The sequence below is a fragment of the Curtobacterium sp. NPDC088465 genome (genome assembly GCF_044753165.1).
In the GTDB taxonomy this organism is placed as follows: Bacteria; Actinomycetota; Actinomycetes; order Actinomycetales; family Microbacteriaceae; genus Curtobacterium.
The window spans coordinates 188,524-201,819 of sequence record NZ_JBIVMR010000002.1 but is presented as its reverse complement, the minus strand read 5'-3'; the positions used below and the strand labels follow the sequence as shown (position 1 = coordinate 201,819).

The 13,296-nt window shown below is 69.9% G+C and carries 16 protein-coding genes; 1 reads left to right on the top strand and 15 read right to left on the bottom strand.

What is annotated here, in order from left to right:
* Nucleotides 1-78: 78 nt before the first annotated feature.
* The 15 genes from ACIP6W_RS08310 to ACIP6W_RS08240 all read right to left on the bottom strand — a co-directional run bounded on the left by ACIP6W_RS08310 (nt 79) and on the right by ACIP6W_RS08240 (nt 12,576).
* Nucleotides 79-900: a protein phosphatase 2C domain-containing protein gene (locus ACIP6W_RS08310; RefSeq protein ID WP_251159746.1), complete on the bottom strand. Its 822-nt coding sequence runs from the start codon at nt 898-900 to the stop codon at nt 79-81.
* Nucleotides 901-952: 52 nt separating this feature from the next.
* Nucleotides 953-1,684 (bottom strand): FHA domain-containing protein, encoded by a 732-nt coding sequence (locus tag ACIP6W_RS08305; RefSeq protein ID WP_400429019.1) that lies wholly within the window; start codon nt 1,682-1,684, stop codon nt 953-955.
* Entirely contained in the window at nt 1,681-2,292 is a 612-nt protein-coding gene (locus tag ACIP6W_RS08300; RefSeq protein WP_400429017.1) for a hypothetical protein, read from the bottom strand. The genes ACIP6W_RS08305 and ACIP6W_RS08300 overlap by 4 nt, the downstream gene beginning before the upstream one ends.
* A gap of 108 nt (nt 2,293-2,400) precedes the next feature.
* On the bottom strand, nt 2,401-3,165 hold the full coding sequence (locus ACIP6W_RS08295) for a YaaA family protein (protein ID WP_400429654.1): 765 nt from the start codon (nt 3,163-3,165) through the stop codon (nt 2,401-2,403).
* Nucleotides 3,166-3,170: 5 nt separating this feature from the next.
* The gene (locus tag ACIP6W_RS08290) at nt 3,171-3,434 is read right to left on the bottom strand and encodes a F0F1 ATP synthase subunit epsilon (RefSeq protein ID WP_058729238.1); all 264 of its coding nucleotides are present in this window, start codon (nt 3,432-3,434) and stop codon (nt 3,171-3,173) included.
* A gap of 1 nt (nt 3,435) precedes the next feature.
* Entirely contained in the window at nt 3,436-4,890 is a 1,455-nt protein-coding gene (gene atpD, locus ACIP6W_RS08285; RefSeq protein ID WP_066654617.1) for a F0F1 ATP synthase subunit beta, read from the bottom strand.
* Between the two features lie 46 nt (nt 4,891-4,936).
* Nucleotides 4,937-5,839: a F0F1 ATP synthase subunit gamma gene (locus ACIP6W_RS08280; RefSeq protein ID WP_069710758.1), complete on the bottom strand. Its 903-nt coding sequence runs from the start codon at nt 5,837-5,839 to the stop codon at nt 4,937-4,939.
* The gene (atpA, locus tag ACIP6W_RS08275; protein WP_066654625.1) at nt 5,840-7,468 is read right to left on the bottom strand and encodes a F0F1 ATP synthase subunit alpha; all 1,629 of its coding nucleotides are present in this window, start codon (nt 7,466-7,468) and stop codon (nt 5,840-5,842) included.
* Between the two features lie 109 nt (nt 7,469-7,577).
* The gene (locus ACIP6W_RS08270; protein WP_066654626.1) at nt 7,578-8,372 is read right to left on the bottom strand and encodes a F0F1 ATP synthase subunit delta; all 795 of its coding nucleotides are present in this window, start codon (nt 8,370-8,372) and stop codon (nt 7,578-7,580) included.
* Nucleotides 8,373-8,374: 2 nt separating this feature from the next.
* Complete coding sequence (locus ACIP6W_RS08265; RefSeq protein WP_066654628.1) at nt 8,375-8,929, bottom strand: F0F1 ATP synthase subunit B; 555 nt, start codon at nt 8,927-8,929, stop codon at nt 8,375-8,377.
* A gap of 9 nt (nt 8,930-8,938) precedes the next feature.
* On the bottom strand, nt 8,939-9,175 hold the full coding sequence (atpE, locus tag ACIP6W_RS08260) for an ATP synthase F0 subunit C (protein WP_027465781.1): 237 nt from the start codon (nt 9,173-9,175) through the stop codon (nt 8,939-8,941).
* Nucleotides 9,176-9,237: 62 nt separating this feature from the next.
* Entirely contained in the window at nt 9,238-10,023 is a 786-nt protein-coding gene (gene atpB / locus ACIP6W_RS08255) for a F0F1 ATP synthase subunit A (RefSeq protein WP_144411309.1), read from the bottom strand.
* Nucleotides 10,024-10,202: 179 nt separating this feature from the next.
* Nucleotides 10,203-10,682, bottom strand: a complete 480-nt coding sequence (locus ACIP6W_RS08250) for a hypothetical protein (RefSeq protein WP_081984896.1) — start codon at nt 10,680-10,682, stop codon at nt 10,203-10,205.
* Nucleotides 10,679-11,905 carry an MraY family glycosyltransferase gene (locus tag ACIP6W_RS08245; RefSeq protein WP_066654629.1) on the bottom strand — a complete coding sequence of 409 codons (1,227 nt, stop codon included), beginning with the start codon at nt 11,903-11,905 and terminating at the stop codon, nt 10,679-10,681. The genes ACIP6W_RS08250 and ACIP6W_RS08245 overlap by 4 nt, the downstream gene beginning before the upstream one ends.
* Nucleotides 11,902-12,576, bottom strand: a complete 675-nt coding sequence (locus tag ACIP6W_RS08240; protein WP_066654631.1) for an L-threonylcarbamoyladenylate synthase — start codon at nt 12,574-12,576, stop codon at nt 11,902-11,904. Before ACIP6W_RS08240 ends, ACIP6W_RS08245 begins: the two co-directional genes overlap by 4 nt.
* 25 nt (nt 12,577-12,601) lie before the next feature.
* Between ACIP6W_RS08240 and ACIP6W_RS08235 the strand changes: the two genes are divergently transcribed.
* Nucleotides 12,602-13,261 (top strand): HAD family hydrolase, encoded by a 660-nt coding sequence (locus ACIP6W_RS08235; RefSeq protein ID WP_400338246.1) that lies wholly within the window; start codon nt 12,602-12,604, stop codon nt 13,259-13,261.
* The last annotated feature ends 35 nt before the right edge of the window (nt 13,262-13,296 follow it).

The window sequence follows — 13,296 nt, the reverse complement described above, 5'->3', positions numbered from 1 at the left end:
CCGACAGCCGGCGGCCGCGGGCGTCCCTGTGGAGGACGGCCATCCCCCACTTCGGGGGTGGTCGTACGGGTGCGACGCTCAGTGGCGCGGCAGGGTGTCCTCGACGTCGGAGTCCTCCGGTGCGGTGTCGACCTGCACGACCACCACGGTGACGTTGTCACGACCGCCGGCGACCACCGCGTCCCCGACAAGACGTTCCGCCAGTGCCTGTGCCGCGGGCACCCGGGCCGCGATCCGGGCGATGCCGACGTCGCCGAGCTCCTTGGTGAGGCCGTCGGAGCAGACGATGTAACGGTCCCCCGCGCGGAGCGGCAGCGTCCACCAGTCGGGCTCCGGGGGCTCGCCGAAGCCGACTGCCCGCGTGATGACGTTGCTGTCGGGGTGCTGCTCGGCGTCCTCGGCCCGGAGCAGCCCGGCGTCGACCATCTCCTGCACGACCGAGTGGTCGATCGTCACCCGACGGAGCGCGCCGGACTCGATCCGGTACGTGCGGGAGTCGCCGACGTTGAAGACCAGCGCTGCCGGCTGCCCGTGGGACGCGACGAGTGCGACCCCGGTCACGGTCGTGCCGGCGCCGAGGGCGTTGCCACCGGCGGCGCGCTCGATGTCGGCGGTCGCGAGCAGCAGCGCGCGCTGGATGTCCTGGCGGCTGGTGAAGGCACCGGTGGTGACCTGGTCGAGCCGTCGGACGACCGCGTCGCTCGCCCGGTCACCCGCGAGGTGTCCGCCCATGCCGTCGGCGACCACGAAGAAGGGTGCGCCGACGAGGTAGCTGTCCTCGTTGTGGTCGCGACGGCGACCGACGTCGGTCGCCGCTCCCCACGAGAGCGTCAGGGGTGTGCCGGCAGCGCCGGGGACGTCGATGGCGTGCTCGGTGGCAGCTCGGCCGAGTTCGGTCACGGTTTCAGGGTCGCTCTCTGGGAGTGGAGGGGCGTGCCGGACGGTGGGTCCGTCACGGGGCCGGCGGGAACGGTGGGAGGCCGTCGTCCGGTCCGGCCCGGAGGTGCGGCGACAGGACCTCGATGACGTTGCCGTCACCGATCTCGACGAGCGTACCCGTCAGGACGACGATCGATGCACCCGCCGTCATCCGGAACGGCGCGGCGCCGGGAGGGCGGACGACGGTCCCGTTCGTCGACCGCAGGTCCGCGACGACGGCGGCCTCGCCCTCGGCGTGCAGCAGCACGTGCGACGACGACACCTGGCCGCTCGGCGACGGGACGGTCACCAGGACCGGCCCGCCGTCGACGACGACGCGCGGCGCGGCGGGCCGACGACCCACCACCAGGGGCCGGTCGAGGCGGACCACCCGGCCGCCGACGCGGACCGACGGGGTCCTACGGACGAGCGGCCCGTCCTCGGCACGTGGTGCTGCCGCTCCGGGCGGCACCACCGGCGGTGGACCACCGGAACGAGCACGCAGGACCGTGTCCTCGTCGGACGGTCCGGCCCCCGGTCGCGCACCGCGCCCGGGCCGGACGACCGTGTCGCCGTAGGGGTCGCCGTACGGATCGTCGTCGAGGTCACCGTCGGCGGCCGCAGCGGCGGCGCCGAGGGCACGGAGGTCGGCGCTCCCCGTGCGGGACGGGTCACGACCTGCGTCGGTCGGCGACGGTCGGGCACCGGGGCGCGCACGGATGACCGTGTCGTCGTCCTCGCGCACCGGTTCCCGCACCATGGTCATCCCACCGTAGACGATCCGGTCGACCCCGTGGGGGTGCCCCACGCCGGTCCGTGGCCGGACCGGACCGCGCGCAGGACCAACCACCCGAACGGGTCGTCCGGTCGGGAGTCGAGGGCGTGCCGGGCGCGGACCTCCGCACGGGCGGACGACCCGAGCGCCCAGGCACACCAGGCGCCCAGCGCCAGCGCACCGGCCGCCCCCACCGCGACGTCGCCGCCCGGGGCTCCGTCCGCACGCCAGGTCCGCCATGCCGAGGCACATCGGTCGCCGGCCAGCCGGAGTCGCGCGCGGTCCGGCTCCGGACCCGAGCCACCGAGCGCGGGCGGCGTCGGATCGTGGAACGGGTCGAACGGCACGACCGTCCGGGGGTCCGGCCGGTCACGCGCGGCCAGGAAGCCGACCAGCGCGAAGCGGGTCGCGAGGGCGCCGCACGCCGTCGCGACCGCGACCGCCTGCGGTCGGGCGAGCGCTTCCGCGCCGGTGCCTCCACCGGTCGCCGCCGGCGGCGCCACGAGGGCGACGCAGGCGGCACGCAGCGTGACCGCGGCGGCGATCTCGCGCGGGTAGCGCACCAGGGTGGGTGGGAGTCCGTGTCTCGTCGAGGTCATGCACGAGATCGTGACGGGAGGAGCGCCTCCAGACCGGCGCGCCCCGACCCGTCTGTGGACGGCCGCGGCCGTCCGGGCGGTTGTGCAGGAGCGAGCGCTGCTCCGCCGTCAGACCCGCGCGGGCTCGAGGCTCTCCGCGACCAGGTCCCAGCCGTCGTCGGTCCGCTCCACCACGACGCCGTGCTCGCCCGCCCACCGCAGGAGAGATGCCGGGTCGCCGACGTCCGCACCGGTCCGTGCGAGCAGCGCGGTCAGTCGACCCTTCGCCGTCTTGTTCCAGTGGTTGAGCGCCCGACGTCGTCCGCCGCCGCCGTCGACACTGACCACCCGCAGGACGACCGCGTCGTCCAGGGGTCCGAGCGACCGGTAGCCCTCGGAGCGCAGGTCGAGCACGAGACCGCCGGTCCGAGCGCCGAGCACGTCGCTGGACGGTCCCGGCCAGTGCTTCGCGAGCCGGAGCGCACCGAGCCTCGAGTCGTGCGAGAGCCGGTACGCCGGGATGTGGTCGCCGGCACCGATCGGTCCGAACATCGCGGACTGGACCAGCACGTGGTCCGTCCACCAGCGACGTGTGTCGTCGTCCGCGCCCGTGGCGTCGAGCGGGTCGTAGAGCACGCCCGTGTAGCGCTCGACCGCCGGCAGTGTCGGCGCGGTGTCGAGCTCGAGGTTGCGGAGGCGCTCGGCCACCGACTTCGGTCCGAGCTTGAGGGCCGTCCGTGCCGTGGACTCCTCGGAACTGACGGAGCGGGCCGCGGTGATCACCGCGGCCCGCTCGTCGGCCAGTTCCGGGAAGGACAGCGCACCCAGGTCGAGGGTGCGTGCCGTGTCCCCGCCCTCCCGCTTCGTCTCGGACGGCGGGAGGAGGACGGTCAGTCCGGTCAGGACGCCAGCGCGGCCTGCCGCGCCACGATCGTGACCGTGTCGTGCTCGACCGACAGGAAGCCGTCCTCGGCGTCCGCCGTCACCGTCGAGCCGTCGGCCCGGGTGATGCGGACCTGGCCCTGCGCGAGGGTGGCGAGCAGCGGCTCGTGCCCCGCGAGGATGCCGATCTGGCCCTCCGTCGTGCGTGCCACGACCATGGTGGCGTCGCCCGTCCAGACCTCACGGTCCGCCGAGACGACGCTCACGGTGAGTGCCGCCATGTCAGCGGTTCTCCTTCTGGATCTGCGCCCACTTCTCTTCGACGTCGTTGATGCCACCGACGTTGAAGAAGGCCTGCGTCGCCACGTGGTCGAACTCGCCGTCGGCGATCGCGCGGAAGGACTCGATCGTGTCCTTGAGCGGGACCGTCGAACCCTCGACACCCGTGAACTTCTTGGCCATGTAGGTGTTCTGCGAGAGGAACTGCTGGATGCGACGAGCGCGCTCCACCGTGATCTTGTCCTCTTCGGAGAGCTCGTCGACACCGAGGATCGCGATGATCTCCTGCAGCTCCTTGTTCTTCTGCAGGATCTGCTTGACGCGCGTCGCCGTCTCGTAGTGGTCGGCACCCAGGTACCGGGGGTCCATGATCCGCGACGTGGAGGTCAGCGGGTCGATGGCCGGGTACAGACCCTGCGACGCGATCTCACGCGAGAGCTCGGTCGTGGCGTCGAGGTGCGCGAACGTGGTCGCCGGAGCCGGGTCGGTGTAGTCGTCGGCCGGCACGTAGATCGCCTGCAGCGAGGTGATCGAGTGACCACGCGTCGAGGTGATGCGCTCCTGGAGCACACCCATCTCGTCGGCGAGGTTCGGCTGGTAGCCCACCGCGGACGGCATGCGACCGAGCAGCGTCGAGACCTCGGAGCCGGCCTGCGTGAAGCGGAAGATGTTGTCGATGAAGAGGAGCACGTCCTGCTTCTGGACGTCGCGGAAGTACTCCGCCATCGTCAGCGCCGACAGGGCCACGCGCAGACGCGTTCCCGGCGGCTCGTCCATCTGGCCGAACACGAGGGCGGTCTTGTCGAAGACACCCGCCTCTTCCATCTCGCCGATGAGGTCGTTGCCCTCACGGGTGCGCTCGCCGACACCGGCGAACACCGACACACCACCGTGGTCCTGCGCGACGCGCTGGATCATCTCCTGGATGAGGACCGTCTTGCCGACGCCCGCACCACCGAAGAGGCCGATCTTGCCACCCTGCACGTACGGCGTGAGGAGGTCGATCGACTTGATGCCGGTCTCGAACATGGTGGTCTTCGACTCGAGCTGGTCGAAGGCCGGCGCCTTGCGGTGGATCGGCCAACGCTCGGTGATCTCGAGCTTCTCGTCGGTGTTGAGCACGTTGCCCAGCACGTCGAAGACCTTGCCCTTGGTGACGTCGCCGACGGGGACCGAGATCGGGGCGCCCGAGTCACGGACCTCCTGACCACGGACCAGGCCGTCGGTCGGCTTCAGCGAGATGGCGCGGATCAGGTCGTCGCCGAGGTGCTGCGCGACCTCGAGGCCGATCTCCTGCGACGAGTCACCGATGGTGATGGTCGTGTACAGGAGGTTGTACATCTCCGGGATGGCGTCGTGCGGGAACTCGATGTCGACGACGGGACCCGTGACACGGGCGATCCGGCCGACACCGGGCGCCGACGACGTCTCGACCGCGGTGGTGGCGGTGTCGGTCATGGCTGGTGCCTTCCTGAGGGGTTCTGTCCGCGAGCTTCGCGGACCACTACTTCTTCTTCGACGAGAGGGCGTCGGCGCCGCCGACGATCTCGGAGATCTGCTGGGTGATCTCGGCCTGACGCGCGTTGTTCGCGAGACGGGTGAACTCGCTGATGAGCGAGTCGGCGTTGTCACTGGCGGACTTCATGGCCTTCTGCCGGGCGGCGTGCTCGGAAGCAGCCGACTGCAGCATGGCGTTGAAGATGCGGCTCTCGATGTAGACCGGGAGCAGCGCGTCGAGGACGGCGTCCGCATCGGGCTCGAACTCGTAGAGCGGCAGGGGCTCACCGTTCGACGGCTCCTCCACACCCTCGACGACCTCGAGCGGGAGCAGGCGCACGACCTGCGGCTCCTGGGTCGCGAGGCTGATGAACCGGTTGAAGACGATGTGGATCTCGTCCACGCCGCCCTCCGCCGTGTCCTGGAGGAACTTCGACACGACCGCGTCGCCGATCTCCTTCGCCGTCGAGAACTCCGGCTGGTCCGTCCCGCCGATCCACTGCCGCTCGGACGGGCGCTCGCGGAACGCGAAGTACCCGACCGACTTGCGACCGACGAGGTAGAACACGACGTCCTTGCCCTCGCTGCGGAGCAGGGAGGCGAGCTCCTCGCCCTGCTTGAGGACGTTCGAGCTGAACGCGCCGTTCAGGCCGCGGTCCGAGGTGAACAGCACCACGGCTGCGCGGGTCGACGACTCGGGCTCGGTGGTCAGCACGTGGTCGACGTTCGAGAACGTCGCCACGGCCGACACGGCCCGCGTCACGGCCCGCGAGTACGGACCGGACGCGGCCATGCGCGCCTGTGCCTTCTGGATCCGCGACGCCGAGATCAGCTCCATCGCGCGGGTGACCTTCTTCGTGGTCTTCGCCGACTTGATGCGCTGGCGGTAGACCCGGACCTGTGCCGCCATCTAGCGACGACCCTTGACGATCTGCTCCTGGTCGACGTCCTCGGCCTGGGCCGCGTCGAACGACTCCGAGCCGAGCGTCTTGCCGTCGCTCGTCTGGAAGCCCTTCGTGAAGGCGTCGATCTCGCGGTCCATCGCGGCGACGGTCTCGTCGCTGAGCTGGTTCGTCTCACGCAGGGTGGTCAGGACGTCGGAGTTGCGACGCAGGTGCTCGAGCAGCTCGGCCTCGAAGCGGAGCACGTCGGGGACGGGCACCTCGTCGAGCTTGCCGTTCGTGCCGGCCCAGATCGAGACGACCTGCTCCTCGACCGGGTACGGCGAGTACTGCGGCTGCTTGAGGAGCTCCGTCAGGCGCGCACCACGGTCCAGCTGGCGACGCGACGCCTGGTCGAGGTCGGACGCGAACATCGCGAACGCCTCGAGCGAGCGGTACTGCGCGAGCTCGAGCTTGAGCGTGCCGGAGACCTTCTTGATCGACTTGACCTGGGCGTCACCACCCACGCGGGACACCGAGATGCCCACGTCGACGGCCGGACGCTGGTTCGCGTTGAACAGGTCCGACTGCAGGAAGATCTGGCCGTCGGTGATCGAGATCACGTTGGTCGGGATGTAGGCCGAGACGTCGTTCGCCTTGGTCTCGATGATCGGGAGACCCGTCATCGAACCGGCACCGAGGTCGTCGGACAGCTTCGCGCAACGCTCCAGCAGGCGGGAGTGCAGGTAGAAGACGTCACCCGGGTAGGCCTCACGGCCCGGCGGACGACGCAGGAGGAGCGACACCGCACGGTAGGCCTCGGCCTGCTTCGACAGGTCGTCGAAGATGATCAGGACGTGCTTGCCGCCGTACATCCAGTGCTGGCCGATGGCCGAACCGGTGTAGGGGGCGAGGTACTTGAAGCCGGCCGGGTCGGAGGCCGGGGCGGCGACGATGGTGGTGTACTCCATCGCACCGGCGTCCTCGAGCGCACCCTTGACGGAGGCGATCGTGGAGCCCTTCTGGCCGATGGCGACGTAGATGCAGCGGACCTGCTTGTCCTCGTCGCCCGACTCCCAGTTGGCCTTCTGGTTGATGATCGTGTCGATCGCGATGGCCGTCTTGCCGGTCTGGCGGTCGCCGATGATCAGCTGACGCTGGCCGCGGCCGACGGGGATCATCGCGTCGATGGCCTTGATGCCGGTCTGCAGCGGCTCGTGGACGGACTTGCGGGACATGACGCCCGGGGCCTGGAGCTCGAGGGCACGGCGACCCTCGGCCTGGATCTCGCCGAGACCGTCGATCGGGTTGCCGAGCGGGTCGACCACGCGACCGAGGAAGCCGTCGCCGACGGGAGCCGAGAGGACCTCGCCGGTGCGGGTGACCTCCTGGCCCTCCTCGATGCCGCCGAACTCGCCGAGCACGATGGCGCCGATCTCGTCCTCGTCGAGGTTCTGCGCGAGACCGAGGGTCCCGTCCTCGAAGCGGATGAGCTCGTTCGCCATGACGCCGGGCAGGCCCTCGACGTGCGCGATGCCGTCGCCCGCGTCGGTGACGTGCCCGACCTCGGCCGTGGAGGCCTTCGTCGGCTCGTAGTTCGAGACGAAGTCCTTCAGGGCATCACGGATCTCATCGGGGCTGATGGTGATGTCTGCCATGGGATTTTCCTTGTTGGTTTCCGGGGCCCTGCGGCTCCGAGAGGGTGATGCTGCCCGGTGAGGGACAGTTCCCGTTGTGGACTTGGAGGGGTCGGCTTCGACGGTACGCTCAGCCGGCCAGCTGGAGCCGGAGCTCCGACAGGCGCGTGGACACCGTGCCGTCGATGACGTCGCCACCGACCTGCACGCGCATCCCGCCGACGACCGCGGGGTCGACGACCTGGTTGACGCTGATGTCCTTGCCGTACCGCTCGCTGATGCCGCGGGCGACGCGAGCCGCCTGACCGTCCGAGAGCGGGGCCGCGGTGGTCACCGTGGCGACGAGCTTGCCGGCCTGGTCGGCCACGATGCGCGAGGCATCGCGGACGATCTCACCGATGCGGCGGCCGCGCGGCTGCTGCACGAGGTGCTCCAGGATCGCGGTGGTCTGCGCCGAGACCTTCGAACCGACGAGCCGCTGGACGAGCGCAGCCTTCTCCGACGGGCTGCCGAGCTTCGTGCCCAGTGCCAGCTCGAGCGCCGCGTCCGAGCGGACGGCGGTCTCGAAGGAGAACAGCTCGGCCTCGATCGACGTCTCCGACGATGCGGTTCCGGCGACGGCGCGGATGCCCGCGTCTTCGACACCCGCGAGCAGGTCCGACGGCGAGGACCAGCGCGAGCCGGCCACCGCGGTCAGCACCGCACGCGTCGCCTCGGACTGACCGGCGAAGACGCGGTCGATGAGGACCTTCTTGCCGACGACGTCCGCGGTCGGGTCCGCCAGCAGTCCGAGCAGCTGGGACGAACCGGCGATCGCACGCCCGGTGGAGAGGATCTCGATGCCCGTGGCGAGGTCGACCGACCCGCCGAGGTCAGCGAGGACCGCCCGCGTGGACGAGAGTGCGGACCGCGTGGCGCTCCGCATGCTCAGCGCTCCCCGGCCGGCTGGCCCTGGGACGCCTCGAGGTCGGCGATGAAGCGGTCGACGACCGCAGCCGACTTCGCGTCGTCCCGGAGGGACTCACCGATCACACCGGAGGCGAGGTCGAGGGCGAGGGTGCCCACCTCGCTCCGCAGCGACTGGAGCGCGCTCTGCCGCTCGGCCTCGATCTGCGCCTGGGCGTTGGCGGTGATGCGTGCTGCATCTGCCTGCGCCTGCTCGCGGACCTCGTTGCCGATCGCGGTCGCGTCGGCACGGGCCTGCTCACGGATGCGCGAGGCCTCGGCACGCGCGTCGGCGAGCTGCTTGTTGTACTCGTCGAGTGCAGCGGCGGCCTGCTCCTGAGCGGCCTCCGCCTTCTTGATGCCACCCTCGATGGCCTCGGTGCGCTCATCGAGCATCTTCGTGATGCGCGGCGTCACGACGCGCCACATCACGAGGAAGATGATGACGAAGGCCACCGCGGACCACACGATGTCGTACACCGGTGGGATCAGCGGATTGTGGGTCTCCTCCGCCGCGATGATGAGTGCAGTCTGCATCGAGAAGCCTTAGTTGGTGAAGATGAAGTACGTCGCGATACCGATGAAGGCCAGGGCCTCCGTGAAGGCGATACCGATGTACATGAGGGTCGTCAGACGGCCCTGGAGCTCGGGCTGGCGAGCGACGGACTCGATCGTCTTGCCGACGACGATGCCGACGCCGATGGCCGGACCGATCGCAGCGAGGCCGTAGCCAACCGTCGCGATGTTGCCGTTGATCTCCGCGAGAACGGTCGTTGCGTCCACGTGTTTTCCTTTCGAGTGCGGCCCGACGGATGTCGTGCCGTATGGGGGTCAGAAGGGGTCGGTCAGTGCTCGTCAGCCAGCGCGAGCTGGATGTACACAGCGGTCAGCAGCATGAAGACGTACGCCTGCAGCAGCGCGACGAGGATCTCGAAGAAGCTGAACGCGATGCCGAACGCCAGGGTCCCGATGCCGAAGAGCTTGAAGAGGCTCTCGGCGTCGAAGAAGAAGAACCAGGTGGCCGAGAAGAAGAGCACCAGGAGGAGGTGACCCACGACCATGTTCATGAGCAGTCGCAGCGTCAGCGTCACCGGACGGAGCACGAAGGTCGAGACGAGCTCGATCGGCGTCACGATGATGTAGAGCGGCCACGGGACACCGGGCGGGAAGAGCGCGTTGCGGAGGAACGTGCCCGGGTGCTTGCGGAGGCCCGCGTAGATGAACGCGACGTACGCGACGATCGCCAGGATCATCGGCATCGCGATGCGGCTCGTACCGGCGATGTTCATGAACGGGATGAGACCCGTCAGGTTCATGAACAGGACACCGAAGAACACCGTGGCCAGGAGCGGCAGGAAGCGCTTGCCGTCCTTCTCACCGAGGTTGTCGAAGGTGTTGCGGCGGACGACGTCGAACGCGTACTCGATGAAGGCCTGTCCGCGGTTCGGGACGAGCTTCAGGGCACGGGTCCCGACGAACGCGAAGACGAGCAGCACGGCCACCGCGAACAAGCGGATGAGGACGATGCGGTCCATCTCGATCGGGGTCCCGGCGAAGAAGATCGGGTCCGGGAAGAACTCGTTGATCGACGGACCATGGAATTCGGCGGCCTTGCTGCTCCCCGCCGCCACGGTGTTGGCCGCGGCGGTGAGGGACAGGGGAAGAGCGTGGGATAGCAGCGCTGTCTCCTGTGTCGGCGCGCGCACACACGGCACGCGATGGTGGACTTTGTGGAGGCTCGTCCGCTCCGAGCGAGGCTCCGGACGCGGACTTCGAGAAGCCTATCAGGTGCGAGAGGCTTCTCGGGCTCTCAGGGCCGTGGGGTGTCGTTCCCAGGATCGACCGCGTCGCCGGGCAGGTGCACCCCGATCGGGATGCGGGCCTTGGCGACCGCCACCACGTCGATCACGAGCGACCCGACGACGCCCGCGATGATCACCACGGCAAGCACCGGGAAGTCCACCCAGGCGCGGTCGCGCAGTGCGAGCAGGACCACCAGGAAGAGCACGAACTTCAGGATCCACGTCCCCATCACGATCCCGAAGAAGGCGCCCGAGATCATCTGCCCCTTCGACACCCGGAGGGCGACGAGCACCGAGACCGCGGTGAGCCCGAGGAACACCACGCTCAGCACCGCGCCGAGCAGGCCACCGGCGAGTCCCGGCGTCCCGGCGACGACGAGCCCGACGACTCCCCCGACGACGGCCAGGCCGACGGCGAGGAGGGCCGCCCAGAGGAGGATCCGGCGGAACACCGGCCGGACGTGGTCGAGGGCGTTCGGTGCGGTCACGAGGGGTCTCCAGGGATCGTTCGGTCGTTGGCGGCGCGGTCGAGCGGGTCGAGGCTGGCGTCGACGACGGTGTTCGAGCGGGTGGCGGCCTGCGCGGCGAACTCAGCGCGCTTCCGGCCGAGCGGGGCGAAGGTGGCGATCGCGCACACGGTGAAGCCGATCGCGACGACGGTGACCACCCAGTACCACTCGACGAAGAGGAACAGCAGGCACCCGACGGCGACGGTGGCCGTCCACGCGTAGAAGATCAGCACGGCGTGGAAGTGGGAGTGCCCCATGTCGAGCAGACGGTGGTGCAGGTGCTTCCGGTCGGCCGAGAACGGCGACTTGCCCGCGCTGAGCCGACGGGTGACGGCGAGCCCGAAGTCGAGGATCGGCACGATCAGGATCGCGAAGGGCAGCAGGATCGGGATGAACGCCGGCAGCAGGGCCTGGCGTGTCGAGATGACCGCGGGGTCGATGTTGCCCGTCACGGACACGGCGCTCGTGGCCATCAGGAACCCGACGAGCAGCGCGCCGGCGTCGCCCATGAAGAGCTTCGCCGGGTGCCAGTTGAGGACGAGGAACCCCGTGCAGGCACCGACGAGCACCGCCGTGAGCAACGAGGGCAGGTTGAAGAAGAACTCCGTCTGCACGACCACGCGGTTGATGAAGAACGTGTAGAGGAAGAACACGCCGCCGGCGATGATCGCGACCCCGGCGACGAGGCCGTCCAGACCGTCGATGAAGTTGACGGCGTTCATCACGAGCACGACGGCGAGCACGGTGAAGATCAGGCTCATGTAGGACGACCCGACCCCGAGCGTGTTGCCGATCGGCAGCGACACGATCGCCACGCCCTGCCAGGCCAGGATCCCCGCGGCGATGATCTGCCCGGCGAGCTTCGTCATCCAGTCGAGGTCCCAGATGTCGTCGGCGACACCGAGCACCACGATGATCGTCGCACCCGCGAGCACCGCGATCACGCGCCCGGGTTCCGAGAACACGAGCCGGAAGTAGTCGGTCCCCGCGATGGAGGGGAAGAGGAACCAGGCCGCCAGCAGCGACACGATCACGCCGAGGTACATCGCGATCCCGCCGAGCCGCGGTGTGGGCGTGCGGTGCACGTCGCGCTCGCGGACCTTCGGGTACCAGCCGTAGCGCAGGCCGAGCTTCCACACGGCCCAGCTGCAGACGAAGCTCACCACGGCCGCGATGGCCCCGGCGAGCAGGTAGTACTTCACGTGACGAGGTCGGCTCCGACGACCCGGACGATGTCCTCGTCGGCGATCACCCCGTGTCGGACGATCGTCAGCTTCCCGCCGGTCGAGAGGCCGGTCGCGTCGACGATGGTCGACCCGGTCGAGGCGGCGAAGCCGTCGTGCACCGCGAGCGGTCCCCCGTCGAGGTAGACCGACACGCTGTCGCCGAGCATCGACTCGGCCCGGTCCACGTCCATCGCGGCAGGGTCTCCGGTCGAGTTCGCGGAGGAGACCGCGAGCGGTCCGACCTCCTGCAGCAGCTCGAGGGCGATGCGCGAGTCCGGCATGCGGAGCGCGACGGTCCCCCGGGTCTCCCCCAGGTCCCAGTCCAGCGACGGTTGCGCGCGCAGGATGACGGTGAGCCCGCCGGGCCAGAACTCGTCGACGAGGTCGCGGACCTGCTGCGGGATCTCGGTCGCCAACGCCTCGAGCGTCGGCGGTCCGGGGATCAGCACCGGGGGCGGCGACTGGCGGGTGCGGCCCTTGGCGTCGAGCAGGCGCTGGACGGCGGTCGCGCTGAAGGCGTCCGCCGCGACGCCGTAGACGGTGTCGGTCGGGACGACGACGAGTTCTCCCCGGCCGAGGGCGGCACGTGCGAGCCGCATCCCGGTCAGGAGCCCGTCGGGGTCGGTGCAGTCGTATCGGGAGGCCATGACTCGACGATGATAGTGCGACACAATGGACGGCATCGTGAACGAGACGCCCGCGCCCCGACTCCTGTTCCTCTTCGACATGGACGACGTGCTCGTCCGGTACGACTGGCGGGTCCGGATGGCGGCCCTCGGTGAGTACACCGGACACTCCTTCGAGGAGCTCCGCCGACGCTGGTGGGACTGCGGCCACGAGTCCCGTGCCGAGGCCGGGCACTTCCCCGACGGGGACGCCTACCTCGCCGCCTTCGCCGAGGCGATGGGGTGTGCGGTGCCCGAGGCGGACTGGGCGCGCATCCGCGGCGCGGCGATGACCGAGCTGCCCGAGCGCATCGAGGCCGTCCGGATCGCGTCCGAGCACGGTCGTGTCGGCCTGCTCACGAACAACGGTCCGCTCGCGGGCCGGTGGATCGGGACGTGGGCACCCTCGTTGCCGCCGCTCTTCGGCGAGCACCTGGACACGACGAGCAACTTCGGCGCGCGCAAGCCCGAGCCCGAGGTCTTCGAGCGGGCGCTCGCGCACCACGGCGTACCCGCCGAGCGCGCGTTCTTCGCCGACGACATGCCGGTCAACGTCGAGGCGGCCCGCGACGTCGGCATCCACGCGGTCCTGGTCGAGGAGCACACCGACCTGCGCAGAGCGGTCCGCGCCTTCGTCGCAGCGCAGCAGCGGGTCGCCACCGCCTGACCCGTCACGTCCGCGACACGCAACGAGCGCGGTTC

What these genes read in the sequence shown, in the direction of transcription:
- ACIP6W_RS08305 (WP_400429019.1), bottom strand. Translation starts at nt 1,684, where the DNA reads ATGACCATGGTGCGGGAACCGGTGCGCGAGGACGACGACACGGTCATC.
- ACIP6W_RS08300 (WP_400429017.1), bottom strand. Translation starts at nt 2,292, where the DNA reads ATGACCTCGACGAGACACGGACTCCCACCCACCCTGGTGCGCTACCCG.
- ACIP6W_RS08290 (WP_058729238.1), bottom strand. Translation starts at nt 3,434, where the DNA reads ATGGCGGCACTCACCGTGAGCGTCGTCTCGGCGGACCGTGAGGTCTGG.
- atpD (WP_066654617.1), bottom strand. Translation starts at nt 4,890, where the DNA reads ATGACCGACACCGCCACCACCGCGGTCGAGACGTCGTCGGCGCCCGGT.
- ACIP6W_RS08280 (WP_069710758.1), bottom strand. Translation starts at nt 5,839, where the DNA reads ATGGCGGCACAGGTCCGGGTCTACCGCCAGCGCATCAAGTCGGCGAAG.
- atpA (WP_066654625.1), bottom strand. Translation starts at nt 7,468, where the DNA reads ATGGCAGACATCACCATCAGCCCCGATGAGATCCGTGATGCCCTGAAG.
- ACIP6W_RS08270 (WP_066654626.1), bottom strand. Translation starts at nt 8,372, where the DNA reads ATGCGGAGCGCCACGCGGTCCGCACTCTCGTCCACGCGGGCGGTCCTC.
- ACIP6W_RS08265 (WP_066654628.1), bottom strand. Translation starts at nt 8,929, where the DNA reads ATGCAGACTGCACTCATCATCGCGGCGGAGGAGACCCACAATCCGCTG.
- ACIP6W_RS08240 (WP_066654631.1), bottom strand. Translation starts at nt 12,576, where the DNA reads ATGGCCTCCCGATACGACTGCACCGACCCCGACGGGCTCCTGACCGGG.
- ACIP6W_RS08235 (WP_400338246.1), top strand. Translation starts at nt 12,602, where the DNA reads ATGGACGGCATCGTGAACGAGACGCCCGCGCCCCGACTCCTGTTCCTC.